Raw genomic sequence first — 22530 nt, forward strand, 5'->3', positions numbered from 1 at the left:
TAAAGATCAATAAATAAACAAAAAAGCAGAAAGGCGTAAAGAGTATGTCTGTTGATCAAGAGACAGTCAAGCGGATAGCACATTTAGCAAGGATTGCTCTCCACGATGATGAGATAGAACCTGTGACAAAAAAATTCAATGCTATTTTAGGTTTTGTAGAGCAATTGAATGAAGTTGATGTCAGTGGAGTTGAGCCATTAACTTCTGTGATGCCGATGACTCTACGAATGCGTGAAGATAGTGTTACAGATGGCGATAAAGCAGCAGATATTGTAGCCAATGCCCCTGTTACAGAAGAAAATTTTTTTCTTGTCTCAAAAATTGTTGAGTAACTTTTTATATTTTTGAAATTTGAGAACCAATATGACTGATTTAACAACTCTCACAATTGCGCAAGCTCGTGATGCTTTAATAAAGAAAAATCTCAAAGCAACAGAATTAACGGAAGCTTATTTACAAGCAATAGAATCAGCTAATCCAATTTTGAATGCTTATGTAACAATAACAGCAGAACAGGCAATGAAAATGGCTGCTGAATCAGACAGTCGCTTAGCGAGAGGGCAGGAAGGGCTTTTGGAAGGAATTCCCTTGGGGATTAAAGATCTTTTTGCAACCTATGGTGTTCATACTCAAGCCTGTTCAAATATCCTTGATGGTTTTAAACCGCACTATGAATCAACTGTCACGGCTAATTTATGGCAAGATGGTGCTGTGATGTTAGGAAAACTTAATATGGATGAGTTTGCTATGGGCTCATCCAACGAAACATCATATTATGGTCCCGTTATTAGTCCATGGAGAAAAAAAGGCTCAAATGAAAAACTCGTACCCGGTGGTTCTTCGGGGGGATCCGCAGCCGCTGTTGCGGCACAAATTTGTGCTGGTGCAACTGCAACCGATACAGGTGGCTCAATACGTCAACCCGCAGCTTTTACTGGAACTGTAGGAATAAAGCCAACTTATGGACGTTGTTCGCGATGGGGCGTTGTTGCGTTTGCTTCATCTCTTGATCAAGCTGGACCTGTTGCTAGAGATGTTCGTGATTGTGCTATTTTACTAAGATCAATGGCCTCTTTTGATGAAAAAGATTCTACTTCCGTCAATTTACCAGTTCCTGATTATGAAAGTTATCTTGGTCAATCAATCAAAGGAATGAAAATCGGTATTCCAAAAGAATATCATGTAGATGGAATGTCTCCAGAAATTATTGAGCTTTGGCAAAAAGGAATAAATTGGTTAAAAGAAGCAGGTGCTGAGATTAAAGATATTTCTTTGCCCCATACAAAATATGCTCTACCTTCTTATTACATTATCGCTCCTGCAGAAGCCTCTTCTAATTTAGCGCGTTATGATGGTGTGCGTTTTGGTTTGCGCATGCCTGGAAAAGACATCATTGAGATGTATGAAAATACGCGTTCTGTTGGTTTTGGAGATGAAGTCAAACGGCGCATTCTGGTTGGAACTTATGTTCTTTCATCTGGGTATTATGATGCCTGTTATTTAAGAGCTCAAAAAGTAAGAACACTCGTAAAGCGTGATTTTGACCAATGTTTTGCTTCAGGCATTGATGCTATTTTGACACCAGCAACACCAACACCTGCTTTTGGTATTGCTGATGAAAAAATAAAAAATGATGCTGTCGCAATGTATCTTAATGATATTTTTACGGTACCAGTTAATATGGCTGGTTTACCAGGAATTTCTGTTCCTGCTGGTCTGTCATCAAATGGTTTACCGTTAGGACTGCAATTGATTGGTAAACCTTTTTCTGAGGAAGTTATTTTTCAGATAGCGCACATTATTGAACAAGCAGCAGGAGTATACTGTGCAGAAAAATGGTGGATATCATAGTTAAGCGCAAAAAAGCATTTCTCATTAAATAGAGAGATGCTTTTTTAAAAGGAGGAGGGGAGAACTTTATTTCCTTAATTTGTAGCCTTTATCCACCAAGATAGGCTTCTTTAACACGTGGATCAGAAAGCATAGCTTTACCTTCACCGTGAAATAAAATATGCCCTACCTCTAAAATATAAGCATAGTCAGCTATGGAAAGTGCAGCAAATGCATTTTGCTCAATAAGAAGAACAGTTTTTCCCATATCATTAATTTTTCGGATAATTGAAAAAATTTCCCGAACGAGAAGGGGCGCTAATCCCAACGACGGTTCATCTAATATGACCATATCAGGATTGCTCATGAGTGCGCGGCCTACAGCAACCATTTGTTGTTCCCCACCTGACATTGTTCCTCCCAACTGTTTTGATCTTTCACGTAGGCGCGGAAAAAGATCAAATATCCATTCAATATCACGAGAAATTCCCTGTTTATCATGACGGATATAAGCACCTAGATGGAGATTCTCTAAAACAGTGAGATGAGGCATAATACGACGCCCTTCAGGACTGAGAGCAATCCCTAAACGCAAAATCTCTTCTGGTGACTTTTTAATAATTGATTTGCCATTATAGGTAATTTCTCCATACACAGAGCGATTGAGTCCTGTAATAGAACGTACAATACTGCTTTTTCCTGCACCATTGGCGCCAATTAAAGTGACAATACTTCCTTTTTTTATGGACATAGAAAGATCTTGGACAGCTTTAATGGCACCATAATGAACGTGAAGATTTTTTATTTTAAGAATATCCATACACATCTCCGCCAAGATAAGCTTCAATAACTTTAGGGTTATTACGAATTTCATCTGGTGTACCATTGGCAATGCAACAGCCATGTTCCATGACTAAAATATGTTGGCAAAGTCCCATAACCACTTTCATATCATGCTCGATAAGAAGAATTGTAAGATCAAAGTCTTTTTGCACTTTTGTTATAAATTCTTTAAGATCTTCGCTTTCTTGTGGATTCATGCCAGCAACAGGTTCATCAAGAAGAAGCAATTTGGGCTTTGTGGCTAACGCACGTGCAATTTCTAGACGTCGCTGCACACCATAAGGTAAAGCTGTTGCCGATTGATTGGCAAGGTGATCAAGTTGTAGCCGTTCAAGAAGCTCCATAGAATTTTTATAAATTTCTTTTTTTTCTTTCATTGCTTTTGAAAAAAATAGAGCTGAAGAAAACCAAGGATATTTTTGTCGAACATGCGCCCCCACCATAACATTTTGCAAAACCGTTAACCCTGAAAAAAGACGAATATTTTGAAATGTTCGGGCGATATGGCGTCTGCAGATAATATAAGGAGGTGCTCCAGAAATTTTTTGCTCATCAAAAAAAATGATACCGCTCGTAGGGGCATAAAATCCCGAAATCATATTGAAAACTGTTGTTTTTCCAGCACCATTGGGACCAATTAATCCAGTAATACTTCCTCGTTTAATTGCCATATTAATATTATTTACAGCAACTAATCCGCCAAAACGCATGACGATCTCGTTGAGTGAAAGGATGGTGTCGTTCATAGATTTCCCTCAGTATTAGAAAGTTTTTTGCGTATCAGAAAGCTATAAATTCCATTCCATGAGAATTCACGTTGTCCCATCAAGCCTTTTCTCCAAAACAAGATAATTACCAGCAATAAAAGAGAAAAAACAACCATACGAAGTCCTGGTGTTTCTGGAATATGTATAAAACCTAAGTCAAATGGACTTTCAATAATACGAAGCCATTCAAGCATAACTGTAATAACAATGCTACCAATAATACTCCCTGTAATTGAACCCAAACCACCAGCAACAACAATCATCAAAATATTAAAAGTGAGAAGAAAATTAAACATTTTGGGATCAATGGTTGAAATAAGAGCAGCCATTAATGCTCCACCTATACCTGCAAAAAACGCTCCAACAGTAAAAGAAAAACTACGGTAGAAAAAAGCGTTAATTCCCATAGTTTTCGCAGCTATTTCATCATCACGAATAGCACGTAATACATTACCAGTATTGCTTCGCAGTAAGAGAACAATAAAGAGAACTGTGAATGCTAGCCAACCATAGTTCCACCATAATGTTGCATTTTGAGGTATTCCTTTGATTCCTAAAGAGCCATTTGTGAGCGATGTTGCATTTGTAATGACAATGCGAATAATTTCTGCAAAACCCAATGTTGCAATTCCAAGATAATCACCACCAAGACGCAATATTGGCAAAGCAATCAATAAACCTACAACTGCGGCACACAAACCACTTACAACAACAGCAATGAAAAAAGGTAATTGCAGATGATACAATGGTTCAGCGATAGGCTCAAGAATCCACATCATCTCTTTTTGTTCAGGAGAAAGCAGTAAAATTGCGCAGACATAAGCACCAATAGCCATAAAGCCAGCATGTCCAAGAGAAAACATACCTGTAAAACCATAAATCAAATTAAGCGAAATTGCCAGTATCGCATTAATAGCAATCAGATTTATGATACGAAGCGTATAGTCATTAAAATGGCTATCAGCATAAAATAAAAAACCTATGAGAACTAAAACACTTATACACGATAAAATAGTTGTCACTGACTTTGCCATTAGATTTTCTCCTGACTTTTTTTACCCATTAATCCTGTGGGCAATATCAATAAAATCAGAATCAATAAAATGAAAGCGAAGGCATCTCGATATCCAGATAGCGCGGGGAAAAATGCGATAATCATAATTTCAATAAACCCTAATAACAATCCTCCCAACATTGCTCCTGGTATCGAACCAATCCCTCCGATAACAGCAGCGATAAATGCTTTGAGACCAGGAAGAACACCCATATAAGGCTGAATTTGAGGATAGCGCAAAGACCACATAATGCCTGATATAGCGGCAAGTGCTGAGCCTATTCCAAATGTAAATGCAATGACTTTATTAACAGATACACCCATCAAACGCGTCGTTTCAATATCATGGGAGATTGCACGCATAGCAAGACCCGGTTTCGTTTTATGGATAATCCATAACAGTAATACAATAAGAATTAATGACACAACAGGAACAATCAGAGACATAGGAGCAATTCTAATGATACCATCTGCGTCTGATCCTAGATGCCATAAAAATGGTGTTACAAGAAAATCTGGTTGTTTTACACCTTTCGGAATACCACTAAAGAGTACAGTAGCAAGATTTTCAATAAAAAAAGAAACACCGATCGCACCGATCAATGCCGAGATACGTGGAGCATGGCGTAGAGGTTTATAGGCAAGTTGATCAACAGTAACACCCACTGCACTTGTAATAAAAATGGAAAAACAAAGCGCTAAAACCCAAATCGGAGTGAAATCCTGTGGAGAAATTTTAAAGTAATAAACAAACCCTAAAGCAAGAATTAAAAAAACAGCAATCCAATAAATTGGAGGACGCCTTTTAAACCCTACAAAGACCGAATAATAAACAAGAGCAGCGAGGAACAAAAGAAGAAGGGCTGCCCAAGCAGGCATAAAGCCAATTGTGGAAAAGAAAACAAAATATGCTCCCAGCATAAAAATATCACCGTGAGCAAAATTAATGAGTCTCAGTATACCGTAGACCATAGTATAACCAATAGCGATAAGTCCATAAAGAGATCCCAATGCCAGTGCATTAAAAAAATACTGGATGAACATTTCAGTGCTCATCTCTCATCCTTCCACATTTGTTAATTTACATAAGACAACAAGAAACCTTTAAGTTTTTGGTTGAGAAAAGATCCTCAACCAATTCTTGTATTTTCATTAGTAAAACTTCTTAATTAAAAAGCAGGTTTAACTTCTTCTAAATAAACACGTTTTCCATCCTGTATTTTAATGATACCAATAGGAATTTTAGGATTATGATTTTCATCCATGGACATATCACCAAAGGGGGTTGGAAAATCTTTTAATTTGCTAAGTGCGATAGTAATTTTTTCACGATCAGCGCTACCTGCATTTTCAATAGCCTTCATAAACATCATATAACTCGTGTACCCTAAAACAGAATTGATATTTGGCTCTTTGTCAGGGTAAGCTTCTCTCCATTCTTTTGTGAATTCTTGCGCAGCTACTGACATATTTGGCATATCCTCACTATAGGGAAGTGTTGTATGTAAGAAACCTTCTGCCGCTTTTCCTGCAATCGTAATGGTTTCTGGATTATCCATAGCATCTCCACCCATAATTTGAAACTTCGCTCCTAATTCTCGTGCTTGTTTCATGATGATAGCACCTTCAGAAAAATAAGATGGAATGAATAAAATATCAGGTTTTTGTGCAATAATTTGCGTAAGAACAGCTGAAAAATCCTGATCTCCGGAATTATAGTTTAAATTTGAGATAACTTCACCACCTAATTTTTTGAAAGCACGTGTAAAATAACTTGCAAGACCAATAGCATAATCGTTTGAAATATCTTTGAGGATAGCAGCTTTTTTTGCGTGTAAAGTTTGGCTTACATAAGTTGCGATTCCTACTCCTTGATAGGAATCAATAAAGCAAGCGCGAAAGTAATATTTTTTACCCTGTGTAACAAGGGGACTCGTTGAGGACGTTGCAATGGTTGGAGTCTTTGCTTTTTCAGATATTTCACCACCTGCCAACGAAAGCGAAGAGCCATAGCTGCCAATGATTCCACTCACTTTTTCACTTGCTGTTAAACGCATAACAGCATTAGCTGCTTCTACTTTATCAGACTTATTATCAATAATAACAAGTTCCACTTTACGGCCTAAAATTTCTGGAACTTTTTTATGGGCTAATTCTATACCTCTAATTTCAAGCTGACCTCCAAATGCATTTTGACCACTTAATGGAAGATAAACACCAATTTTGATAGGTTCACTTGCATACACATTTGCTGTAAATGCCATGAATGCTGTGATTGTCGTAAGGATTTTTTTCAATTGCATGCGCATTTTCCTTAATTGAATTGTCGTTTTTGCACCTTATATTGAACTTCTTCATCATGCAAGTTACACATTAATGAAAATATCATTATGTAAAAAAACCTTTTATATGATCTCTTTTGTAGGGCATTCCTTGTAAGATATATAAAGCGTACAATCAAATAGTTTTATAAATATTCATGTTGATATTCTCTGATGTTAACATAGAAGATACGACAATATGGGGAAATCTTATCTTGGGACTTGCGTGTTGGTACAAGAGCAATGTTTACTTAAACTTAGAGAATCAATATCGTACAATTTATAAAAGCTACAGGATCACGTTATTATGACGAGTAAGGATGCATTAAAGGATTGTTCCCTATCTGAGGAGAGTATAGGTGCTTGTGGAGAGATTATTGAAATAAGTGGTGTCATTAAGTGGTTTGATGGTAGTAAGGGGTATGGATTTATTGTACCTGATTTACCTCATTTTCCCGATATATTATTGCATGTTACAGTAATGCGACGGGATGGTTTTCAAACAGCGATGGAAGGAGCTAAAGTTATTTGTGCTGTGGAAAAAACTGAACGAGGATTAAAGTGCGTTCAGGTGAAATCCATAGATTGTTCTTCAGCTGTTCACCCATCAGAAGTTCCAGCCCGTACCCATGTTGTTGTGACTCCAGAAAGTGGCCTAGAACGTGCAATTGTTAAATGGTTTAATCGTGATAAAGGTTTCGGTTTTCTTAGCCGTGGACAAGGAACAGAAGATATTTTTATTCATATGGAGACGTTGCGCCGTTTTGGTTTAGCAGAGCTTCGTTCGGGCCAAGTTGTTCTTGTGCGTTTTGGAAAAGGGGAAAAAGGTTTAATGACAGCAGAAATTTATCCAGATATAGGTATTCCTTTTTCTACGCATTAAATTATTATGCATTGAATTTCACTAGTAAAATCAGTATGTTTTCTGTGTTTTTTAAAGGTAATTATTGCATAAAAAGCTAGAGAGGTAAATATATTTCAAGAAAATATGACTCTCGTGAATCGATAAACCAAATGGAAAAATTGCGCCTATTGTGTTGAGAAAAAAAAGAAAAAAACAAGGAAACAGCTCTCTTTTTTTGATTTTTTAGCACTTTTTATTTTAGAAACAAAGTTTGAAATTTTTCTGTGGTGGAGACAAGAATGTTAAAGCCTTTTAAAAAAGAGCATGTCATTTTATTGGCGATACTTTTTATGTTAAACGTGCATGTTGTTTTAGCAAAGAAGCCCATAGAGATTCCCGTTCATCCAATTCCTTTAGAAATACATACAAAGCAAGGTGCGATTTATTATAAGGTAGAGCTTGCTTTTACACCATCTCAAGCAGCAGCTGGTTTAATGTATCGGACTGATTTTCCACGCGATCGTGCAATGCTCTTTAAGCAGCAAAAAGGTTATCTATCGGGAGATGAGCAGAAGTTTTTTATGTGGATGGCAAATACACCTTTACCTTTAGATATGATTTTTTTAAACTCTGAGGGAATTATTGTATCGATTATTGAAAATACTTCTCCATTTTCAACAAACACTATTTCATCAGGAGTTCCTGCAGCTTTTGCACTTGAAGTTAATGCTGGTGAAGTTTCTGAAAAACAGATACAAAAAGGGCAACGTGTTATTCATCCTGTACTTTGTGGAAAGTGCAATAAAAAATGACCGCTGAAGATATTCGTTTTTTTGAATATGATGGTTTGCGATTTGCTTATCGAGAAGAAGGGCAAGGCGCTCCTGTTTTGTTGATCCATGGTTTTGGATCTTCTGCACGGGTGAATTGGTATGCGACAGGTTGGTTTCGTATTCTCACGGAAGCAGGATATCGTGTTATTGCTCTTGATAATCGCGGTCACGGAGATTCAGTTAAAAGTTATGATCCTGCTTTTTATACACCTCAAGCTATGGCTGGTGATGCGATAAAGTTACTACAGCATTTAGAGTTATCTAAAGCCCATGTTATGGGATATTCTATGGGAGCTCGTATTAGTGCTTTTATGGCTCTTTTGCATCCAACATATGTGAACAGCGTTATTTTTGGTGGTTTAGGTATTGGTATGGTAACGGGAGCAGGAAATTGGGAGCCTGTGGCTGAAGCTCTTTTAGCGGAAGATATTTCTACCATTACCAATACGCGCGGTTTAATGTTCCGTAAATTTGCTGATCAAACGAAAAGCGATAGACGTGCTCTGGCTGCTTGTATTATCACATCAAAACAGGAGTTAACGGCATCTGAAATTTACAAAATCGAACAACCTGCACTTGTTGCCGTTGGTTCATTAGATGAAATTGGTGGCGCTGCAGAGCCATTAGCAGCCTTGTTGCCTTATGGTGAAGCTTTATCAATTCCTGGTCGTGATCATATGCTTGCTGTAGGCGATAAAGTTTATAAAAAAGGAGTTATCGATTTTCTTTCTCGTTATCCTATAAAATAAGCATTCTTCATAGGTTTTAGTATTTACAAAAATACCTAATATTCTTCTATATAAACTGAAAGCTTATTTAAAAATTTCCCATTATGAAATGAATTCTTATAAAAATGGAGAGAAAAATGAACTCTTATTAGCTTATTTTGTATATTTTTTAGAGATGTAATTCTTCTAAGGTTAGACAATATCTACTTTAAAAAGTCGTTAAAAAGAATTATTTTTTAATGATATAATAATGTTTTTTGCTAAAAACTGTAGCTTTAAATAAAAAAGTTTTGTTCTTTGAATTTTTTATAGAAGGAACAAAACTATAAATGGTTGATCAATTTTTCTCCCGAATAGGAATCTGTAAATGCAGATGCTAAAATTAGAAATAAAGTAAAATTATTAAAAATATACAATTTTCTGCCGTTTTTTAATTTATACGGGTATATTTAATAATGAGGATTCCTTTTGTAGAAGTTTTTTATGAATGTATAAAAAGCAGTGTAAATATATGTAATATTAAGTGAATATTCAGATTAAGCTTTTTTACTAACTTTATAGAATCATAGGTGTGTCTTATTTGCATGACACGCAATTGTTTTAATTGTCTCAAAAAATAGGAGAGTATAGTGAATGCTGATGAAATAAAAAAACTTAATAATTATTTAAAAAATATATTCCAAAACTCAGCATTGCACGTCAAAGCACGGCCTAAGAAAGATGATTCTTGTGAGGTTTATATGGGGGATGAGTTTTTAGGTATTATTTATCGAGATGAAGATGAAGATGAGCTGTCCTATAATTTTTCAATGGCTATATTAGATATTGATTTAGAAAATTGATTCGTTATTCATTGTTGAATGAAGCCTTTTTTCATCCTATAAGGTTTATATAAGCTTTAATGCTTTAAAGCTCGTGTGGTTATTTCGTGCGATAATAAGGTGATCGTGGATAGTAATGCCTAATGCATTTGCTGCGTCTTTTAATCTGTATGTCATTGTTATATCTGCGTCAGATGGTGTGGAATCGCCAGAAGGGTGATTGTGGACTAAAATCAATCCTGATGCGGATAACTCTAAAGCTCGAGAAATAACTTCACGAGGATACACAGGGGTATGATCAATAGTTCCAGTTTGTTGCACCTCATCAGCAAGTAAGCCGTTTTTCTTATCAAGAAATAAAATACGAAATTGTTCACGGGTTTCGTGAGCCATAACAGCTTTACAATAAGCTAACACTTTATCCCATGATGAAAAAATATCGCGTTTAAATAATTGTGCACGAGCAAGACGTCCAGCAACATCTGAGATAATTTTTAAATCAATTGCAGTTGCGGGACCACATCCTTGAACTTCTTGAAGCCGGTGAATATCAGCTCCCAATACATCAGCTAATGAACCAAAACGTGCTATCAAATTTTTAGCTATGGGTTTTGTATTTGCGCGGGGGATTGTGCGAAAAAGCAATAATTCAAGATATTCATAATCTTCAATTGCATTTCCTTTTGACTTTAAATAGCGTTTCCGAAGACGTTCACGATGTCCTTGATAATGTTTATGAAGCTGTGTGTTTTTCTCAGGCTCTTTACTTTTTCTTTCAGATACTGGGATGAGTGGAAAACTTGATGTTAATGCAAAGTGATTACTTTGAATATCTTCCTTTTGATTTAATTTTTTAGCCATAACATCTCTACAGTGCATTAGGTATACGAATTGGGAATATAAAAAATATTTTTAGGAGATTGTGTAAATATTTCACACCCCTCATTTGTGACACCAATCGTATGTTCATATTGTGCTGTCAAAGAGCGGTCGCGGGTAACGGCAGTCCAACCATCAGATAAAATCTTAACTTGTGGCTTACCAAGGTTAATCATAGGCTCAATTGTAAACATCATACCTTGTTTTAATTCGACTCCTTCTCCAGGGTTTCCATAATGGAGGATATTGGGTGCATCATGAAAAAGCTGACCGATACCATGTCCGCAAAAATCTCTCACAATTGAGCACCGTTCAGATTCTGCATACTGTTGAATAGCAGCACCAATATCACCTGTGGTTGCTCCAGGCTTAACAACAGCAATTCCTTTCATAAGACTTTCATAGGTTATTTGTAAAAGGCGTTCTGCAGCACGTCTGATTTTTCCAACAGGATACATTCGACTTGAATCTCCATGCCAACCATCAAGGATAAAGGTTACATCAACATTCACAATATCGCCTTCTTGCAAGGGTCTTTTATTGGGAATACCATGACAAACAACGTGATTGATGGATGTACAGCATGAATGGCTGTATCCATGATAATTTAAATCAGCAGGAAGAGCTCCTCGCTTAGCACCAAAAATGAATACAAAATCATCAATTTCTTGCGTAGTAACACCTGGCTTAATAATATCCGTAAGCGCATCAAGGCATTCTGCAGCAATACGACCAACTTCACGCATTTTAGCAAAAGCATAATCATCAAAAATGCGGATTTTCCCATTAAATTTTAAAGGTATTTCATTATATTCAATATACTCAGTCATTGTTTCTTCTGTTTTCTATTTTCACTCTCTGAATCGGAAAAATGCCTTCTACACTTACATGACACTTTACAGCATAACATTCTACTCCTGATTTTAATGCTAAATCAAACTTACGTCCATAGAGTGGATCAAGATCATGACAAATTGTAAAAGCTGAGCAATCTTCTCGTTGAATAATATAAAGCATAGCTGCTCGTTTTCCTTGTTGTACAACCCCTATAAGTTCTTCAAGGTGACGTGCACCACGTTTTGTTTCTGTATCAGGAAATTCTGCTAATCCTTTTTGACGAATAAAATGAACATTTTTAACTTCTAGGTAACAATCAGGAAGAATGTCATCACGTAAAAGAAAGTCAATTCGTGATTGTATCCCATAGCGTTGTTCTTTTAAGATTGTTTTATACCCACTTAATTCTGGTAGTAATCCGTTTTGAATTGCTTCTAGTGCGAGTTTATTAGGTAAAGTGGTATTAATGCCAACCAAAGTATTATCGGTTTCAACAATTTCTAATTGATAGGCATATTTTCGCTTGCTGTTGTTATGATATGAAAGCCAAATATTGGAGTTGGAAGCTGTTAATCCAAGCATTGATCCTGTATTAGGGACCGACACGGTGAAAACATGTTGATCATCTTGTTTAACATCCGCAAGAAAACGTTTATAACGACGGATAAGCTTTGCAGGAAAAAGTTTGGGAATAAAATACATATTCCTTTTTTAGGATTTATGATTTCATAATTCAACTGAGATTATGACGGGTAGGAGTTGTCACCTACTAAACAAGATAAAATTAATGTAAAAAATGTTACGATATCTTATATAAATTGTATAAACTCCATAGTCTACTTTGAATGGCTTTTAAAATTTATTATTAACAAGCATTGGTGTACTTTGAAGAAGATTGCTTTTAAAAAAACAGCGAATGGAGCATAAGTTAAGTGCAATTAGGGAGTATTGATGGCAGGAACGAATAAGAATCGTGAAAATTTAACAAATGGTCCCGTTATTATTTTAGTTGAACCGCAGCTTCCTGAAAATATTGGTATGGTCGCAAGGGCAATGGCGAATTTTGGGCTTTCTAAGCTTCGATTAGTCAATCCTCGAGAAATGTTTCCAAATGAAAAAGCTAGAGCTGCTGCAAGTAAAGCTGATCATGTCATTAACAACGCTGTGATTTTTGATACATTGCGTGATTCAATTGCAGATTTACACTATGTTTTTGCCACAACAGCGCGTGAAAGATGTGGATTTAAAACTGTAAAAAGTGCTGTCGAAGCAGCAAGCGTATTACGTCAGCGTGAAAGTATCGGACATAAGACAGGTATTGTCTTTGGAAGAGAGAGATGGGGACTAGAAAATGATGAAATCAGTCTTGTTGATGAAATCATCACTTTTCCAGTTAATCCTGCTTTTGCATCTCTCAATATTGCGCAAGCGGTTCTTTTAATGTCTTACGAATGGATGAAAACAGGTCTAGAGAATGTCAGCGATACGGCATTTCGTGCCGCAGAGATGGAACCTGCAAATAAAACAATATTTCATGGTTTTTTATCTCAGTTAGAAGAGGCTTTGGATATTCGTGGATATTTTAGACCCCCAGAACGCAAAGAAGTGATGCTTGCAAATTTACGCTCTGTTTTTACGCGTGCTAACTTTAGTGAACCTGAGGTTCGTTTATTGCGGGGCGTTATATCTTCACTGGATTATTTTTCACCACAATATCCAAGGGGGAGTGGAGCACCTAAAGAGCGCGACCGTAAAAAATTACAAACAAGTGTGAAAACTGATGGATGAACAGCCTGTTCTTTTTTTTGATAGTGGTATTGGTGGTTTAACTGTCTTAAGGGAAGTGCGTGTTCTTATCCCTGAAAGGCAATTTATTTATGTGGCTGATGATGCGGGATTCCCTTATGGCAATTGGGAAGAAAATGTTTTGAAAGACCATATTTTAAAGATTTTTACAAATCTTTTAACACGTTATAATCCCGCCTTATGTGTCATTGCTTGCAATACTGTTTCTACACTGATGATGGCAGATTTACGACAAAATTTTCCTCATGTTCCTTTTGTAGGAACGGTTCCTGCAATTAAATTAGCTGCTGAACAGACGAAATCTGGTTTTATTTCCGTATTAGCAACCCCTGGAACAGTTAAACGTGCTTATACAAATGAATTAATCAACTCTTTTGCTGGACAGTGTCATGTTCAGCTTGTGGGAAGTGAAAAGCTTGCTGGATTTGCTGAAAATTATTTACGGGGAAAATCTATCGATTCGAAAGAGATAAAGAAAGAAATCCTGCCATGTTTTGTGGAAAAAAATGGCAAATATACTGATATTATTGTTTTAGCCTGCACACATTATCCTTTTTTGATTAGCTTCTTTCGTGAACAAGCTTTATGGTCCGTTAAATGGATTGATCCAGCAAAGGCTATCGCTAAACATACCAGATCATTATTGCCATTGTCGGAAAAAATACAGCAGCAACCTGTAAAGAAATATCAAGATTTTGTGTTGCTAACATCAAAAAAAGTCACTTCTTCAACGGAGCGTTTATTAAAAGGATTTGGCTTAAAGCTCATGAAAAGAGTTGACTTTGGGATACGAGATCAATAGAACTGTTCCAGCTTTTTCTTTCAAGAAAATGGCATTAATTGACGTGTCCCGTGGATAACTTTGCATATTGATATGTTAAGGTATTCTGTCAGTCTTTAGTATTTAAAGGCAGAGGAGGGCGCGTTTCCTTGGGGTCTTAAGATCTCGTGTTTTATTTTAAAGGAAATGCGATGAGTAAACGCGAAACAACAAAGTATAAAATTGACCGTCGTATGGGAGAAAATATTTGGGGTCGTCCAAAATCTCCCGTCAATCGTCGTGATTATGGTCCAGGTCAGCATGGACAGCGTCGTAAAGGAAAACTTTCTGACTATGGGGTGCAGTTGCGCGCTAAACAAAAGCTGAAAGGGTTTTATGGAGATATTTCAGAAAAGCAATTTCATAAAACTTATGAAGAAGCCGCTCGTCGACGGGGTGATACTGGTGAAAATCTTATCGGTCTGTTAGAGTCACGTTTGGATGCTGTCGTCTATCGCGCAAAATTTGTACCTACAATTTTTGCTTCTCGTCAATTTATCAACCACGGTCATGTTAACGTAAATGGGCGGCGTACAAATATTCAATCTTATCGTTGTAAGCCTGGTGATGTTATTGAGGTTCGGGAAAAATCAAAACAACTTGTTTTAGTTTTAGAAGCAGTACAATTGGCAGAACGTGATGTCCCTGATTATATTGAAGCTGATCATAAACAGATGAAAGCAACCTTTACACGTATTCCTGCTTTTGCAGATGTTCCTTATGCTGTGCAAATGGAACCTAATTTGGTTGTTGAATTTTATTCTCGATAATTTTTTATGAGGAAACATGTTTTCCTCTTTCTGTGATTATAACTTCAAAATAGTGTGTTTTTTATAATCTTTGAAGTTAACAAGTGTTTTTTGTGAATGGTTCTATATTAAGTTTATTGCTATGTTTTAGAGCGATAAACTTATATAGTTCCATTTCTTTTTTATGTATCTAATTTTATAAATTCAAAAAACATAAATGTAAGTTTACTTTATATTTGTTTCTGTCTTTGCAAAACGAGCTATTACTTGTGCAGGATATGGTATTATGAATGATGTTTCAGTTGAATATCAGGCAATAGAGGAAAACGAAGAGAGAGATGATCTTTTGGAAAGAGAAGCAGATGAATGTCATCCAATATTTCGGGTTGCTCCTTCCAGCGTAGAATTTAATAAATTGCGCAAACGGCTTTTGCGTCATATGCGGCAGGCTTTGGATGATTTTTCTATGCTCTCTACGGGAAAAAAATGGCTTGTCGCTTTATCGGGTGGAAAAGACTCTTATGGTTTATTAGCGCTTCTTTTAGACTTAAAATGGCGTGGTCTTTTACCCATTGAAATTCTTGCTTGTAATCTTGATCAAGGACAACCAGGATTCCCGAAACATATTCTTCCAGACTTTTTAAGTTCTTATAAAATTCCCTATCGTATTGAATATCAGGATACTTATTCCATTGTTACAGATAAATTGGCAAAGACGCAGACATATTGTTCCCTTTGTTCTCGTTTACGACGAGGAAATCTCTATCGCATTGCACGTGAGGAGGGCTGTTCTGCATTAGTTTTAGGTCATCATCGTGATGATGTTTTGGAAACGTTTTTCATGAATTTGTTTCATGGTGGTCGATTAGCCGCTATGCCTGGAAAACTTAAAAATGATGAAGGTGATCTTTTTGTATTACGTCCTCTTGTCTATGCTGCTGAAGAAGATATGGAAAAATTTTCTCAAGCAATGCAATTCCCAATTATTCCTTGTAATCTTTGCGGCAGTCAAGATGGGTTACAACGTAATGCAATGAAAGAAATGCTGAAAAACATTGAAAAACAAATGCCAGGACGTAAAGATACGATGATTCGCGCTTTAACAAATGTGCGCCCAAGTCATTTGCTTGATAAGAAATTCTTTGATTTTAAAACGTGTTAATAAAAATTAGATATTAAAAAAAATAAGTTTAAAGAGTTTAAGATAAGAGACTTATTTATAATGATAATTTATTTTTTTCATTTAAATATCGTCAGATTGTTTTGTTTCAAATTCTCTTATATTGCATCCATAAAAAACATCCGTTTGCATATCACAAAGGAAATTCTTGTGTGCATAAAACACTCTTGAAAAAAGTTTCCTTTCACTAACCAATGACTGTCGTAATATGAAAAATGAAAAAATAATACGGCTGTCGATTTGCTCTTTTGTTAATTAAAAATGGGAAACCTTGTGGATTTTATTCTTTTGCGCCGCCGTCACCGTCATTTAAAGCTCATTTATAAGGTATTAAATTAAGAGAATATATAACTGCTTGGTATTTTGGGAGTGTATAGCAAACATTCAGAGCAAAGATTGCTCGTAAATTCTCATGAAGTAAGCTATATAAGTGATCAAGTTCGATTGTGAGTAGCTGATCTTTTTACAAACCGATGCTAATAGAAATCTTCATCATTGAGGATAGGGAGGGAGTTAATTTTTTAAACTGCTATACCATAAAGGTCATAGGCATCCGATTGTTCGATTTTAACAGTGACAAATTCACCAACACGCAGTGGACGTCGTGATGATATATGGACAACACCATCTATTTCTGGAGCATCGTATTGACTACGTCCTTTGGCAACTTTTCCTTGACTTTCATCGATAAGCACTCGGAGTCTTTTTCCAATTTTTTTCTTTAAAAGATGTGTAGAAATTTGTTGTTGTTTTGCCATAAAACGATGCCAGCGGTTTTCTTTCACCTCCTCAGGAATATTTTTTAATCCCAAATCATTTGCGGCAGCTCCTTTTACTTCTTCATATTTAAAGCACCCAGCGCGTTCAATTTTTGCTTCTTCTAGCCATTCTAGAAGTATATTAAAATCTTCATTCGTTTCACCAGGAAAACCAACTATAAATGTTGATCGCAAAGTAAGATCTGGACATATTTTTCGCCATTTTTCAATTCTACGGTTTGTTTTTTCCATAAGTGCGGGACGCTTCATGTGACGCAAAACAGTCGGTGATGCATGCTGAAAAGGTATATCCAGATAAGGAAGAATTTTTTTTGCAGCCATAAGTTCGATAACTTCATCAACATGGGGATAAGGATAAACGTAATGCATACGTACCCAAATACCCATATCGCCTAATTCGCGACAAAGATCAAAGAATTTGGTTTTGATTGTACGATCTTTCCAAGAATTTTCGAGATATTTAAGATCAACACCATAAGCACTCGTATCTTGTGAAATAACCAAAAGTTCTTTTACACCCGCTTGCACGAGTTTTTCAGCTTCACGAAGAACATCGCTGATGGGACGTGAAGTGAGATCACCACGCAAAGTAGGTATGATACAAAAACTACACCGATTAGAGCATCCTTCAGAAATCTTTAAGTAGGCATAATGGCGAGGAGTTAAACGAATACCTTGGGGAGGAACTAAATCAAGAAAAGGATCATGAACAGGGGGAATTGCTGTATGAACAGCTTCTATAACGCTTTCATAAGCTTGCGGTTTTGTAATAGCCAATACATTAGGATATGTTTGGCGAATAGCATCAGGATCAGCACCAAGACACCCTGTTACAATAACTTTTCCATTTTTTTTAAGAGCTTCATCAATATTGGCTAATGATTCTCTCCTTGCCGAGTCAAGAAAACCACAGGTATTCACAATAACGACATCAGCTCCTTGATGTTGACGTGAAATCTCATACCCTTCAGAGCGAAGGCGTGTAATAATTCGCTCAGAATCTACGAGTGCTTTTGGGCATCCGAGAGAGACAAAACTAATACGAGGTGCAACCATAATAATCCTATAATGACTATGAACAATTGAATGACTCTTTTATTGGCTTAAAAAGAAAAAATGTTCTTTATTTTTATACATATGCAATACAATCTGTTACAAATTTATTTGATTTTTTTCTACAATATTTTACGTGATTTTATACATGCATATGATTTTATCTTATTATACTGTAAAATACCATCGTTGAGAGCGATGATATAAAGCAAACTCCTTAAAACATTCAGTACTTTAGAGCGTGTAATGAATATTTCTAAGCTTACTTATCAAGCCTTGCGTAAGTGAAGCGCGTAAAAGGGAAGGGAAAAAAGAATTCATTCAACAAGAATCTGAATTATTCTCAGATCAGATTGGGGGAGGATGTCTTTTGAGGAGTGAGAAGAAAATCAATTTCTTGTGGCACAATATTAAAAATGTCCAACGGTTTTTTTTACTGTATTTTATTGGCGTATGTATAGCGTAATATAAAATGCGATTGTTATTTAATATTATTGTTATTTAATATTTACGAATAAGTCCAGTAAGCTTGCCTTGTATCTCTACACGCTCGGATTTGTATGTACGTACTTCATAGTGAGGATTCGCAGCTTCTAATGCAATAGAGGCTCCTTTGCGTCGATAACGTTTTAATGTTGCCTCTTTTTTATCAATAAACGCGACAATAATTTCACCTGATATTGCTGTATTTTGGCGTTTCACAATGATCGTATCTTTATCAAGGATACCAGCCTCCACCATAGAATTATCTTTAACTTCTAGTGCATAGTGCTCACCTGTATTAACCATATCGTGTGGAAGAGAAAGTGTGCTTGTTTGTTGCAGTATAGCAGAAGCAGGAACGCTCGCAGAAATGCGTCCCATAATGGGAATGGTGGTATTTTTTTTTTCTTCTACTTCAAAATTACTCAAGTTTTTTGATATTTCTCTTTTATTTTTTTCTATCATACTGGGAGAAATCTTACGTGCTAAAGAAAGGTTAAATGTTATTTTCTCAGGGAGTCGAATCACCTCCATTGCACGCGCACGATTGGGCAAACGACGTATAAAACCTCTTTGTTCTAAAGCTATAATAAGCTTATGAATACCAGACTTTGAAGAAAGTTCTAATGCATTTTTCATTTCTTCAAAAGAAGGAGAAACTCCTGTTTCTTTTATATGATTGTGAATAAACAAGAGTAACTCATATTGTTTACATGTCAGCATTCAATGTTCCAATCAAAATAATAAAAAGGAATAAAGTAAAAATACGTGTATACATAATAATTATGCAAGTTTTTTTCGCTAAATCAAAATTATTTGCTTTATTTTTGATCTTATAAGTGAATTTAATAAGTTAATATGTTTATTTATATTTAATGTATTATAAATATAAAATTATTTATTTAATAACATTATTAAAATATTATTTATACATTATATAAATACATTAATATTACATCATATATAAAAATATTTTATAGCTCTGAAATAAACTGAATTATTCGACACTAAAGTTTATGATCAGTGGTATCTTTCTCTTTTAAAAATATATATACGTATCTTGTAATTTCTGATATAAAAAGTGAATTAGAAAACATTATTGTCAATAATAGAACTGATCACTCAAGGTGTATCGAGAATCATTTTGCATTATTATGTCTGCTTTATTTTATAGAATAAATTGGCTTTCATTATATAGCCATTGTGCATGAATAAAAGTCATCCCTCTAGAATGCTATTGTCGCTCATTGGTACATTTGTTTAAAAAAGTATCTCTCAATGTGCTTGCTTTCATCAAGATTTTGTGATGAATAATATAAAATCTATTGGATTGCCGCATTTTTATATCAAACGTGCTAACACTATCATACTATTTTGCTATCCCCTTAATGTTTCGATAATTTTTAGTTATTGAAAGAAGGCATAAGTATCATTTTCATTTCTTTTTTTATATAGTTTTATTCCCTCACTTTTATTGGTCGAGCAAATGCTTTTTATTGTTTCAATATAAAAAAGATTTGAAATGAGAAAAATTTACAGTATTTGAGAATTTTCACTCAAGTAAAAAATGATAAATTATTATAAATCAATATATTATCTTATAAATCTGTATTCATATTTGAAAATTGAACACTAAAATATAAAAATAATATTATAATAAAAGGTATTTTTCTTCTCTACCCATTATGCTCAACAACCCATGTGAGGGGAAGGGGGGATTTCTCATAATTTTAACGCTTCGAATCTATGCAATATTTTGCAGTGAAATTTTTCCTTTATTGAAACTTCAAAAAGAAGATTAAAAAGTACTTATACAATGATGAAGTAAAGGAGCGAAAACGGAAAATTATTGATAACTGCAGAAAATAATAATATTTTTTCCAAAAGGTGTTGACCAAATGGAAAGTCAACCGTATGTTCCCTTCACTTTCTGCAAACTACATAGTATGCAAACTAGATAGCTTGTGTGGGAGCGCGTAGCTCAGCTGGTAGAGCAACTGACTTTTAATCAGTAGGTCCAGGGTTCGAATCCCTGCGCGCTCACCAAATTTAAGTAATATCAATAGGCTATAAAAATTTAAGAATCTTTTTTGTTTTGATTCTATAGTCTGTCATTTTCTATCAGCTGTTTTGGAATAGAGCGATGCTATGCTGTCTCCTTCCCAACAAAAAAGAGCTTTAAGCTTACGGATAGGGTTGTACCTGCGTTGGCAGCACATATAGTTTCTAATTTTCTCAATCCATAGGTGGTTTTTTAATACTCAATACATTACATGATTCGCAAAACAGTTGCTAAAATCACCACTTATTCACACTTTAATATTATGAAATGAATTTTCTATAAGATGTTGATTTATTTAACTTTTAATCTTTTTAACATCTACTATAGTACATTTATTTCGTATGAAAACCATAAAAAAGTTAACAATACGTTAATTTCTTGGTAAAAGAAGCCAATTTAAGAGTGGTATATACGCGAGGGGAATCATTAAAAAACGTAAATTCTTCCGTTGCGTACAAAAAGCGTGATGTGGTTTTTACAGTATTACTTAACAGAAATAAGTGGACTGAATAGATGCCTTCAAATAGAAAAAAGAAAATTACTTTTATGATTAAACCAACACTTCAATTGTTTTCTATGATTGTCATTTCTCAGTCACTGGTATCTTGTTGTGCAAGCCAAACTATGAATTTTTCAATAAAAGATTCCTATCATAATAAACCAATTAACGTAAACACTTCTGTACTACCTCAACAAGTCTCCAATAAGAAAAATCAATCGGAAGAAAAAAAGCGTGGACGAGCGATTGTTGGTAAACCTTATCAAATAAAAGGAAAGTGGTATTATCCTCAAAATGATCCAACTTATAAACGTGTTGGTGAGGCATCATGGTATGGTTCAGACTTTCATGGACGATTAACAGCTAATGGTGAAATTTATGACATGAATCTTTTGACTGCCGCTCATCCTACAATGCCTTTACCTAGCTATGCTCGTGTTACTAATTTGAGAAATGGATCTTCAATCGTTGTTAGAGTGAATGATCGCGGACCTTTTATGAAAGACAGAATCATTGATTTATCAAGGCAAGCTGCGACAATACTTGGTTATGTCGATAAGGGAGTAGCAGATGTTAAGGTGGAATATATCGCTGAAGCACCCATTGGCTATTATGATGGTGCATATTTAATGGCCTCTTATACTCCAGGAAACGCCGTGTCATATTCATTAGCGTCGGAGAATGTTTCGAAAAAAAGAGAAACTGTTTTGTTAAAAGAGCAGCGCAATATAGGGAACAAAAAAGAATTAGCTAAAGCAGCTGCTGTTGAACAGGAACAACGTAATAAAACTGTTGCAGTTAAATTGCCGGAAATTGGTCCTATCATGGTTGATAAGCCGATGCCATTCGATCAAGTTGCTTCTATAAATAAGCTAAACAAAAAAACAAAGGTCAATTGGCTACAACTGTTTTAAGAAAAAATGCGTTGATTTTTTATCAATATAATTTTCTAGTAAAAAAGATAAGAACTTACGGATTTAGTGTAGGGGTTTCATCTTAAGGCGCGTTGTCCTTTTCAAAAAGCGTGGTTGGGTGCTATTATTATAAATTCAGTACGGGCCTTTCCACTCCATTGCTAGTATTTTCGTCGTTTTATGATATTGCTTGCTTAATAAAGCGTGTACTTTTCTTGCTGTAATAGCTTTTGCTAGATGAAGGTAGATTATTGTGTCAGTCTGTTTGTGTAATCTCTAAAACAACTGTACAATCGATTTGAGAAGAATAAAAAGCTTAACAAGTAAAAAAATATTTTCTTTTGATTCGGCCTTGCATCTTTCTAAAGTATCTACGGTAATATCCTATGAAAAGATTATGCATTATCTCATGCTTTTGTTTATCATGT

21 protein-coding genes and 1 tRNA gene are annotated in these 22530 nt (G+C 35.4%); 12 read left to right on the plus strand and 10 right to left on the minus strand.

The features are described from left to right. Positions 1-44: 44 nt before the first annotated feature. Both gatC and gatA read left to right on the plus strand, forming a co-directional pair. Positions 45-332 (plus strand): Asp-tRNA(Asn)/Glu-tRNA(Gln) amidotransferase subunit GatC, encoded by a 288-nt coding sequence (gene gatC, locus ACFIML_RS01010; RefSeq protein ID WP_375606898.1) that lies wholly within the window; start codon positions 45-47, stop codon positions 330-332. Positions 333-363: 31 nt separating this feature from the next. After that, the gene (gatA, locus tag ACFIML_RS01015; protein ID WP_375610377.1) at positions 364-1851 is read left to right on the plus strand and encodes an Asp-tRNA(Asn)/Glu-tRNA(Gln) amidotransferase subunit GatA; all 1488 of its coding nucleotides are present in this window, start codon (positions 364-366) and stop codon (positions 1849-1851) included. A gap of 88 nt (positions 1852-1939) precedes the next feature. On the opposite strand, the gene ACFIML_RS01020 is transcribed toward gatA, so the two are convergent. The 5 genes from ACFIML_RS01020 to ACFIML_RS01040 all read right to left on the minus strand — a co-directional run bounded on the left by ACFIML_RS01020 (position 1940) and on the right by ACFIML_RS01040 (position 6797). Beyond that, positions 1940-2650 (minus strand): ABC transporter ATP-binding protein, encoded by a 711-nt coding sequence (locus ACFIML_RS01020; protein WP_375606896.1) that lies wholly within the window; start codon positions 2648-2650, stop codon positions 1940-1942. Continuing rightward, positions 2637-3419, minus strand: coding sequence for an ABC transporter ATP-binding protein (locus ACFIML_RS01025; RefSeq protein ID WP_375614116.1), 783 nt, complete (start codon positions 3417-3419; stop codon positions 2637-2639). Before ACFIML_RS01025 ends, ACFIML_RS01020 begins: the two co-directional genes overlap by 14 nt. Then, positions 3416-4474: a branched-chain amino acid ABC transporter permease gene (locus ACFIML_RS01030; protein ID WP_375606894.1), complete on the minus strand. Its 1059-nt coding sequence runs from the start codon at positions 4472-4474 to the stop codon at positions 3416-3418. Before ACFIML_RS01030 ends, ACFIML_RS01025 begins: the two co-directional genes overlap by 4 nt. After that, positions 4474-5550, minus strand: a complete 1077-nt coding sequence (locus tag ACFIML_RS01035; RefSeq protein ID WP_375606893.1) for a branched-chain amino acid ABC transporter permease — start codon at positions 5548-5550, stop codon at positions 4474-4476. The genes ACFIML_RS01030 and ACFIML_RS01035 overlap by 1 nt, the downstream gene beginning before the upstream one ends. Before the next feature lie 113 nt (positions 5551-5663). After that, positions 5664-6797, minus strand: coding sequence for an ABC transporter substrate-binding protein (locus tag ACFIML_RS01040; RefSeq protein WP_375606892.1), 1134 nt, complete (start codon positions 6795-6797; stop codon positions 5664-5666). A gap of 325 nt (positions 6798-7122) precedes the next feature. On the opposite strand from ACFIML_RS01040, the gene ACFIML_RS01045 reads away from it, so the two are divergent. From ACFIML_RS01045 to ACFIML_RS01060, 4 genes are all read left to right on the plus strand, one after another. Next, complete coding sequence (locus tag ACFIML_RS01045; protein ID WP_375606891.1) at positions 7123-7698, plus strand: cold-shock protein; 576 nt, start codon at positions 7123-7125, stop codon at positions 7696-7698. 260 nt (positions 7699-7958) lie between these two features. Beyond that, positions 7959-8471 carry a DUF192 domain-containing protein gene (locus ACFIML_RS01050; protein WP_375687172.1) on the plus strand — a complete coding sequence of 171 codons (513 nt, stop codon included), beginning with the start codon at positions 7959-7961 and terminating at the stop codon, positions 8469-8471. After that, positions 8468-9241: an alpha/beta fold hydrolase gene (locus ACFIML_RS01055; RefSeq protein ID WP_375608351.1), complete on the plus strand. Its 774-nt coding sequence runs from the start codon at positions 8468-8470 to the stop codon at positions 9239-9241. Before ACFIML_RS01050 ends, ACFIML_RS01055 begins: the two co-directional genes overlap by 4 nt. A gap of 608 nt (positions 9242-9849) precedes the next feature. Then, the gene (locus tag ACFIML_RS01060) at positions 9850-10062 is read left to right on the plus strand and encodes a DUF3126 family protein (RefSeq protein WP_375606888.1); all 213 of its coding nucleotides are present in this window, start codon (positions 9850-9852) and stop codon (positions 10060-10062) included. 45 nt (positions 10063-10107) lie between these two features. Here the strand turns inward: ACFIML_RS01060 and radC are convergent, their stop codons facing one another. The 3 genes from radC to sfsA are packed head-to-tail and all read right to left on the minus strand — an operon-like array spanning position 10108 to position 12459. After that, positions 10108-10902 carry a DNA repair protein RadC gene (gene radC, locus ACFIML_RS01065; protein ID WP_375606887.1) on the minus strand — a complete coding sequence of 265 codons (795 nt, stop codon included), beginning with the start codon at positions 10900-10902 and terminating at the stop codon, positions 10108-10110. 17 nt (positions 10903-10919) lie between these two features. Then, positions 10920-11750, minus strand: a complete 831-nt coding sequence (map, locus tag ACFIML_RS01070) for a type I methionyl aminopeptidase (RefSeq protein ID WP_375606886.1) — start codon at positions 11748-11750, stop codon at positions 10920-10922. After that, positions 11743-12459, minus strand: a complete 717-nt coding sequence (gene sfsA / locus ACFIML_RS01075) for a DNA/RNA nuclease SfsA (RefSeq protein ID WP_375686520.1) — start codon at positions 12457-12459, stop codon at positions 11743-11745. Before sfsA ends, map begins: the two co-directional genes overlap by 8 nt. 249 nt (positions 12460-12708) lie before the next feature. On the opposite strand from sfsA, the gene ACFIML_RS01080 reads away from it, so the two are divergent. From ACFIML_RS01080 to ttcA, 4 genes are all read left to right on the plus strand, one after another. After that, a complete protein-coding gene (locus tag ACFIML_RS01080) occupies positions 12709-13545 on the plus strand; it encodes an RNA methyltransferase (protein ID WP_375606884.1) in 837 nt (278 codons plus the stop codon). Beyond that, positions 13538-14365 carry a glutamate racemase gene (murI, locus tag ACFIML_RS01085; RefSeq protein ID WP_375606883.1) on the plus strand — a complete coding sequence of 276 codons (828 nt, stop codon included), beginning with the start codon at positions 13538-13540 and terminating at the stop codon, positions 14363-14365. Before ACFIML_RS01080 ends, murI begins: the two co-directional genes overlap by 8 nt. Positions 14366-14535: 170 nt before the next feature. After that, positions 14536-15153, plus strand: a complete 618-nt coding sequence (gene rpsD, locus ACFIML_RS01090; protein ID WP_375606882.1) for a 30S ribosomal protein S4 — start codon at positions 14536-14538, stop codon at positions 15151-15153. Positions 15154-15418: 265 nt separating this feature from the next. Then, positions 15419-16294 (plus strand): tRNA 2-thiocytidine(32) synthetase TtcA, encoded by an 876-nt coding sequence (ttcA, locus tag ACFIML_RS01095; protein ID WP_375687174.1) that lies wholly within the window; start codon positions 15419-15421, stop codon positions 16292-16294. Between the two features lie 539 nt (positions 16295-16833). Here ttcA and rimO read toward each other — a convergent pair. Both rimO and lexA read right to left on the minus strand, forming a co-directional pair. Beyond that, positions 16834-18147, minus strand: a complete 1314-nt coding sequence (gene rimO / locus ACFIML_RS01100) for a 30S ribosomal protein S12 methylthiotransferase RimO (RefSeq protein WP_375606880.1) — start codon at positions 18145-18147, stop codon at positions 16834-16836. A gap of 498 nt (positions 18148-18645) precedes the next feature. Next, the gene (gene lexA / locus ACFIML_RS01105) at positions 18646-19350 is read right to left on the minus strand and encodes a transcriptional repressor LexA (RefSeq protein ID WP_375606879.1); all 705 of its coding nucleotides are present in this window, start codon (positions 19348-19350) and stop codon (positions 18646-18648) included. Positions 19351-20597: 1247 nt separating this feature from the next. Here lexA and ACFIML_RS01110 point away from each other — a divergent pair. After that, positions 20598-20673 (plus strand) — tRNA-Lys (locus ACFIML_RS01110). A gap of 529 nt (positions 20674-21202) precedes the next feature. Then, positions 21203-22102 (plus strand): septal ring lytic transglycosylase RlpA family protein, encoded by a 900-nt coding sequence (locus tag ACFIML_RS01115; protein ID WP_375606878.1) that lies wholly within the window; start codon positions 21203-21205, stop codon positions 22100-22102. Positions 22103-22530 lie beyond the last annotated feature (428 nt).

It is taken from the genome of Bartonella sp. AC62GZZY, assembly GCF_042196525.1.
In the GTDB taxonomy this organism is placed as follows: Bacteria; Pseudomonadota; Alphaproteobacteria; order Rhizobiales; family Rhizobiaceae; genus Bartonella.

Excerpts from the sequence above, each read along its gene's own strand:
- gatC (WP_375606898.1), top strand. The coding sequence starts at position 45 with ATGTCTGTTGATCAAGAGACAGTCAAGCGGATAGCACATTTAGCAAGG.
- gatA (WP_375610377.1), top strand. The coding sequence starts at position 364 with ATGACTGATTTAACAACTCTCACAATTGCGCAAGCTCGTGATGCTTTA.
- ACFIML_RS01020 (WP_375606896.1), bottom strand. The coding sequence starts at position 2,650 with ATGGATATTCTTAAAATAAAAAATCTTCACGTTCATTATGGTGCCATT.
- ACFIML_RS01025 (WP_375614116.1), bottom strand. The coding sequence starts at position 3,419 with ATGAACGACACCATCCTTTCACTCAACGAGATCGTCATGCGTTTTGGC.
- ACFIML_RS01030 (WP_375606894.1), bottom strand. The coding sequence starts at position 4,474 with ATGGCAAAGTCAGTGACAACTATTTTATCGTGTATAAGTGTTTTAGTT.
- ACFIML_RS01035 (WP_375606893.1), bottom strand. The coding sequence starts at position 5,550 with ATGAGCACTGAAATGTTCATCCAGTATTTTTTTAATGCACTGGCATTG.
- ACFIML_RS01040 (WP_375606892.1), bottom strand. The coding sequence starts at position 6,797 with ATGCAATTGAAAAAAATCCTTACGACAATCACAGCATTCATGGCATTT.
- ACFIML_RS01045 (WP_375606891.1), top strand. The coding sequence starts at position 7,123 with ATGACGAGTAAGGATGCATTAAAGGATTGTTCCCTATCTGAGGAGAGT.
- ACFIML_RS01050 (WP_375687172.1), top strand. The coding sequence starts at position 7,959 with ATGTTAAAGCCTTTTAAAAAAGAGCATGTCATTTTATTGGCGATACTT.
- ACFIML_RS01055 (WP_375608351.1), top strand. The coding sequence starts at position 8,468 with ATGACCGCTGAAGATATTCGTTTTTTTGAATATGATGGTTTGCGATTT.
- radC (WP_375606887.1), bottom strand. The coding sequence starts at position 10,902 with ATGGCTAAAAAATTAAATCAAAAGGAAGATATTCAAAGTAATCACTTT.
- map (WP_375606886.1), bottom strand. The coding sequence starts at position 11,750 with ATGACTGAGTATATTGAATATAATGAAATACCTTTAAAATTTAATGGG.
- sfsA (WP_375686520.1), bottom strand. The coding sequence starts at position 12,459 with ATGTATTTTATTCCCAAACTTTTTCCTGCAAAGCTTATCCGTCGTTAT.
- ACFIML_RS01080 (WP_375606884.1), top strand. The coding sequence starts at position 12,709 with ATGGCAGGAACGAATAAGAATCGTGAAAATTTAACAAATGGTCCCGTT.
- murI (WP_375606883.1), top strand. The coding sequence starts at position 13,538 with ATGGATGAACAGCCTGTTCTTTTTTTTGATAGTGGTATTGGTGGTTTA.
- rpsD (WP_375606882.1), top strand. The coding sequence starts at position 14,536 with ATGAGTAAACGCGAAACAACAAAGTATAAAATTGACCGTCGTATGGGA.
- ttcA (WP_375687174.1), top strand. The coding sequence starts at position 15,419 with ATGAATGATGTTTCAGTTGAATATCAGGCAATAGAGGAAAACGAAGAG.
- rimO (WP_375606880.1), bottom strand. The coding sequence starts at position 18,147 with ATGGTTGCACCTCGTATTAGTTTTGTCTCTCTCGGATGCCCAAAAGCA.
- lexA (WP_375606879.1), bottom strand. The coding sequence starts at position 19,350 with ATGCTGACATGTAAACAATATGAGTTACTCTTGTTTATTCACAATCAT.
- ACFIML_RS01115 (WP_375606878.1), top strand. The coding sequence starts at position 21,203 with ATGCCTTCAAATAGAAAAAAGAAAATTACTTTTATGATTAAACCAACA.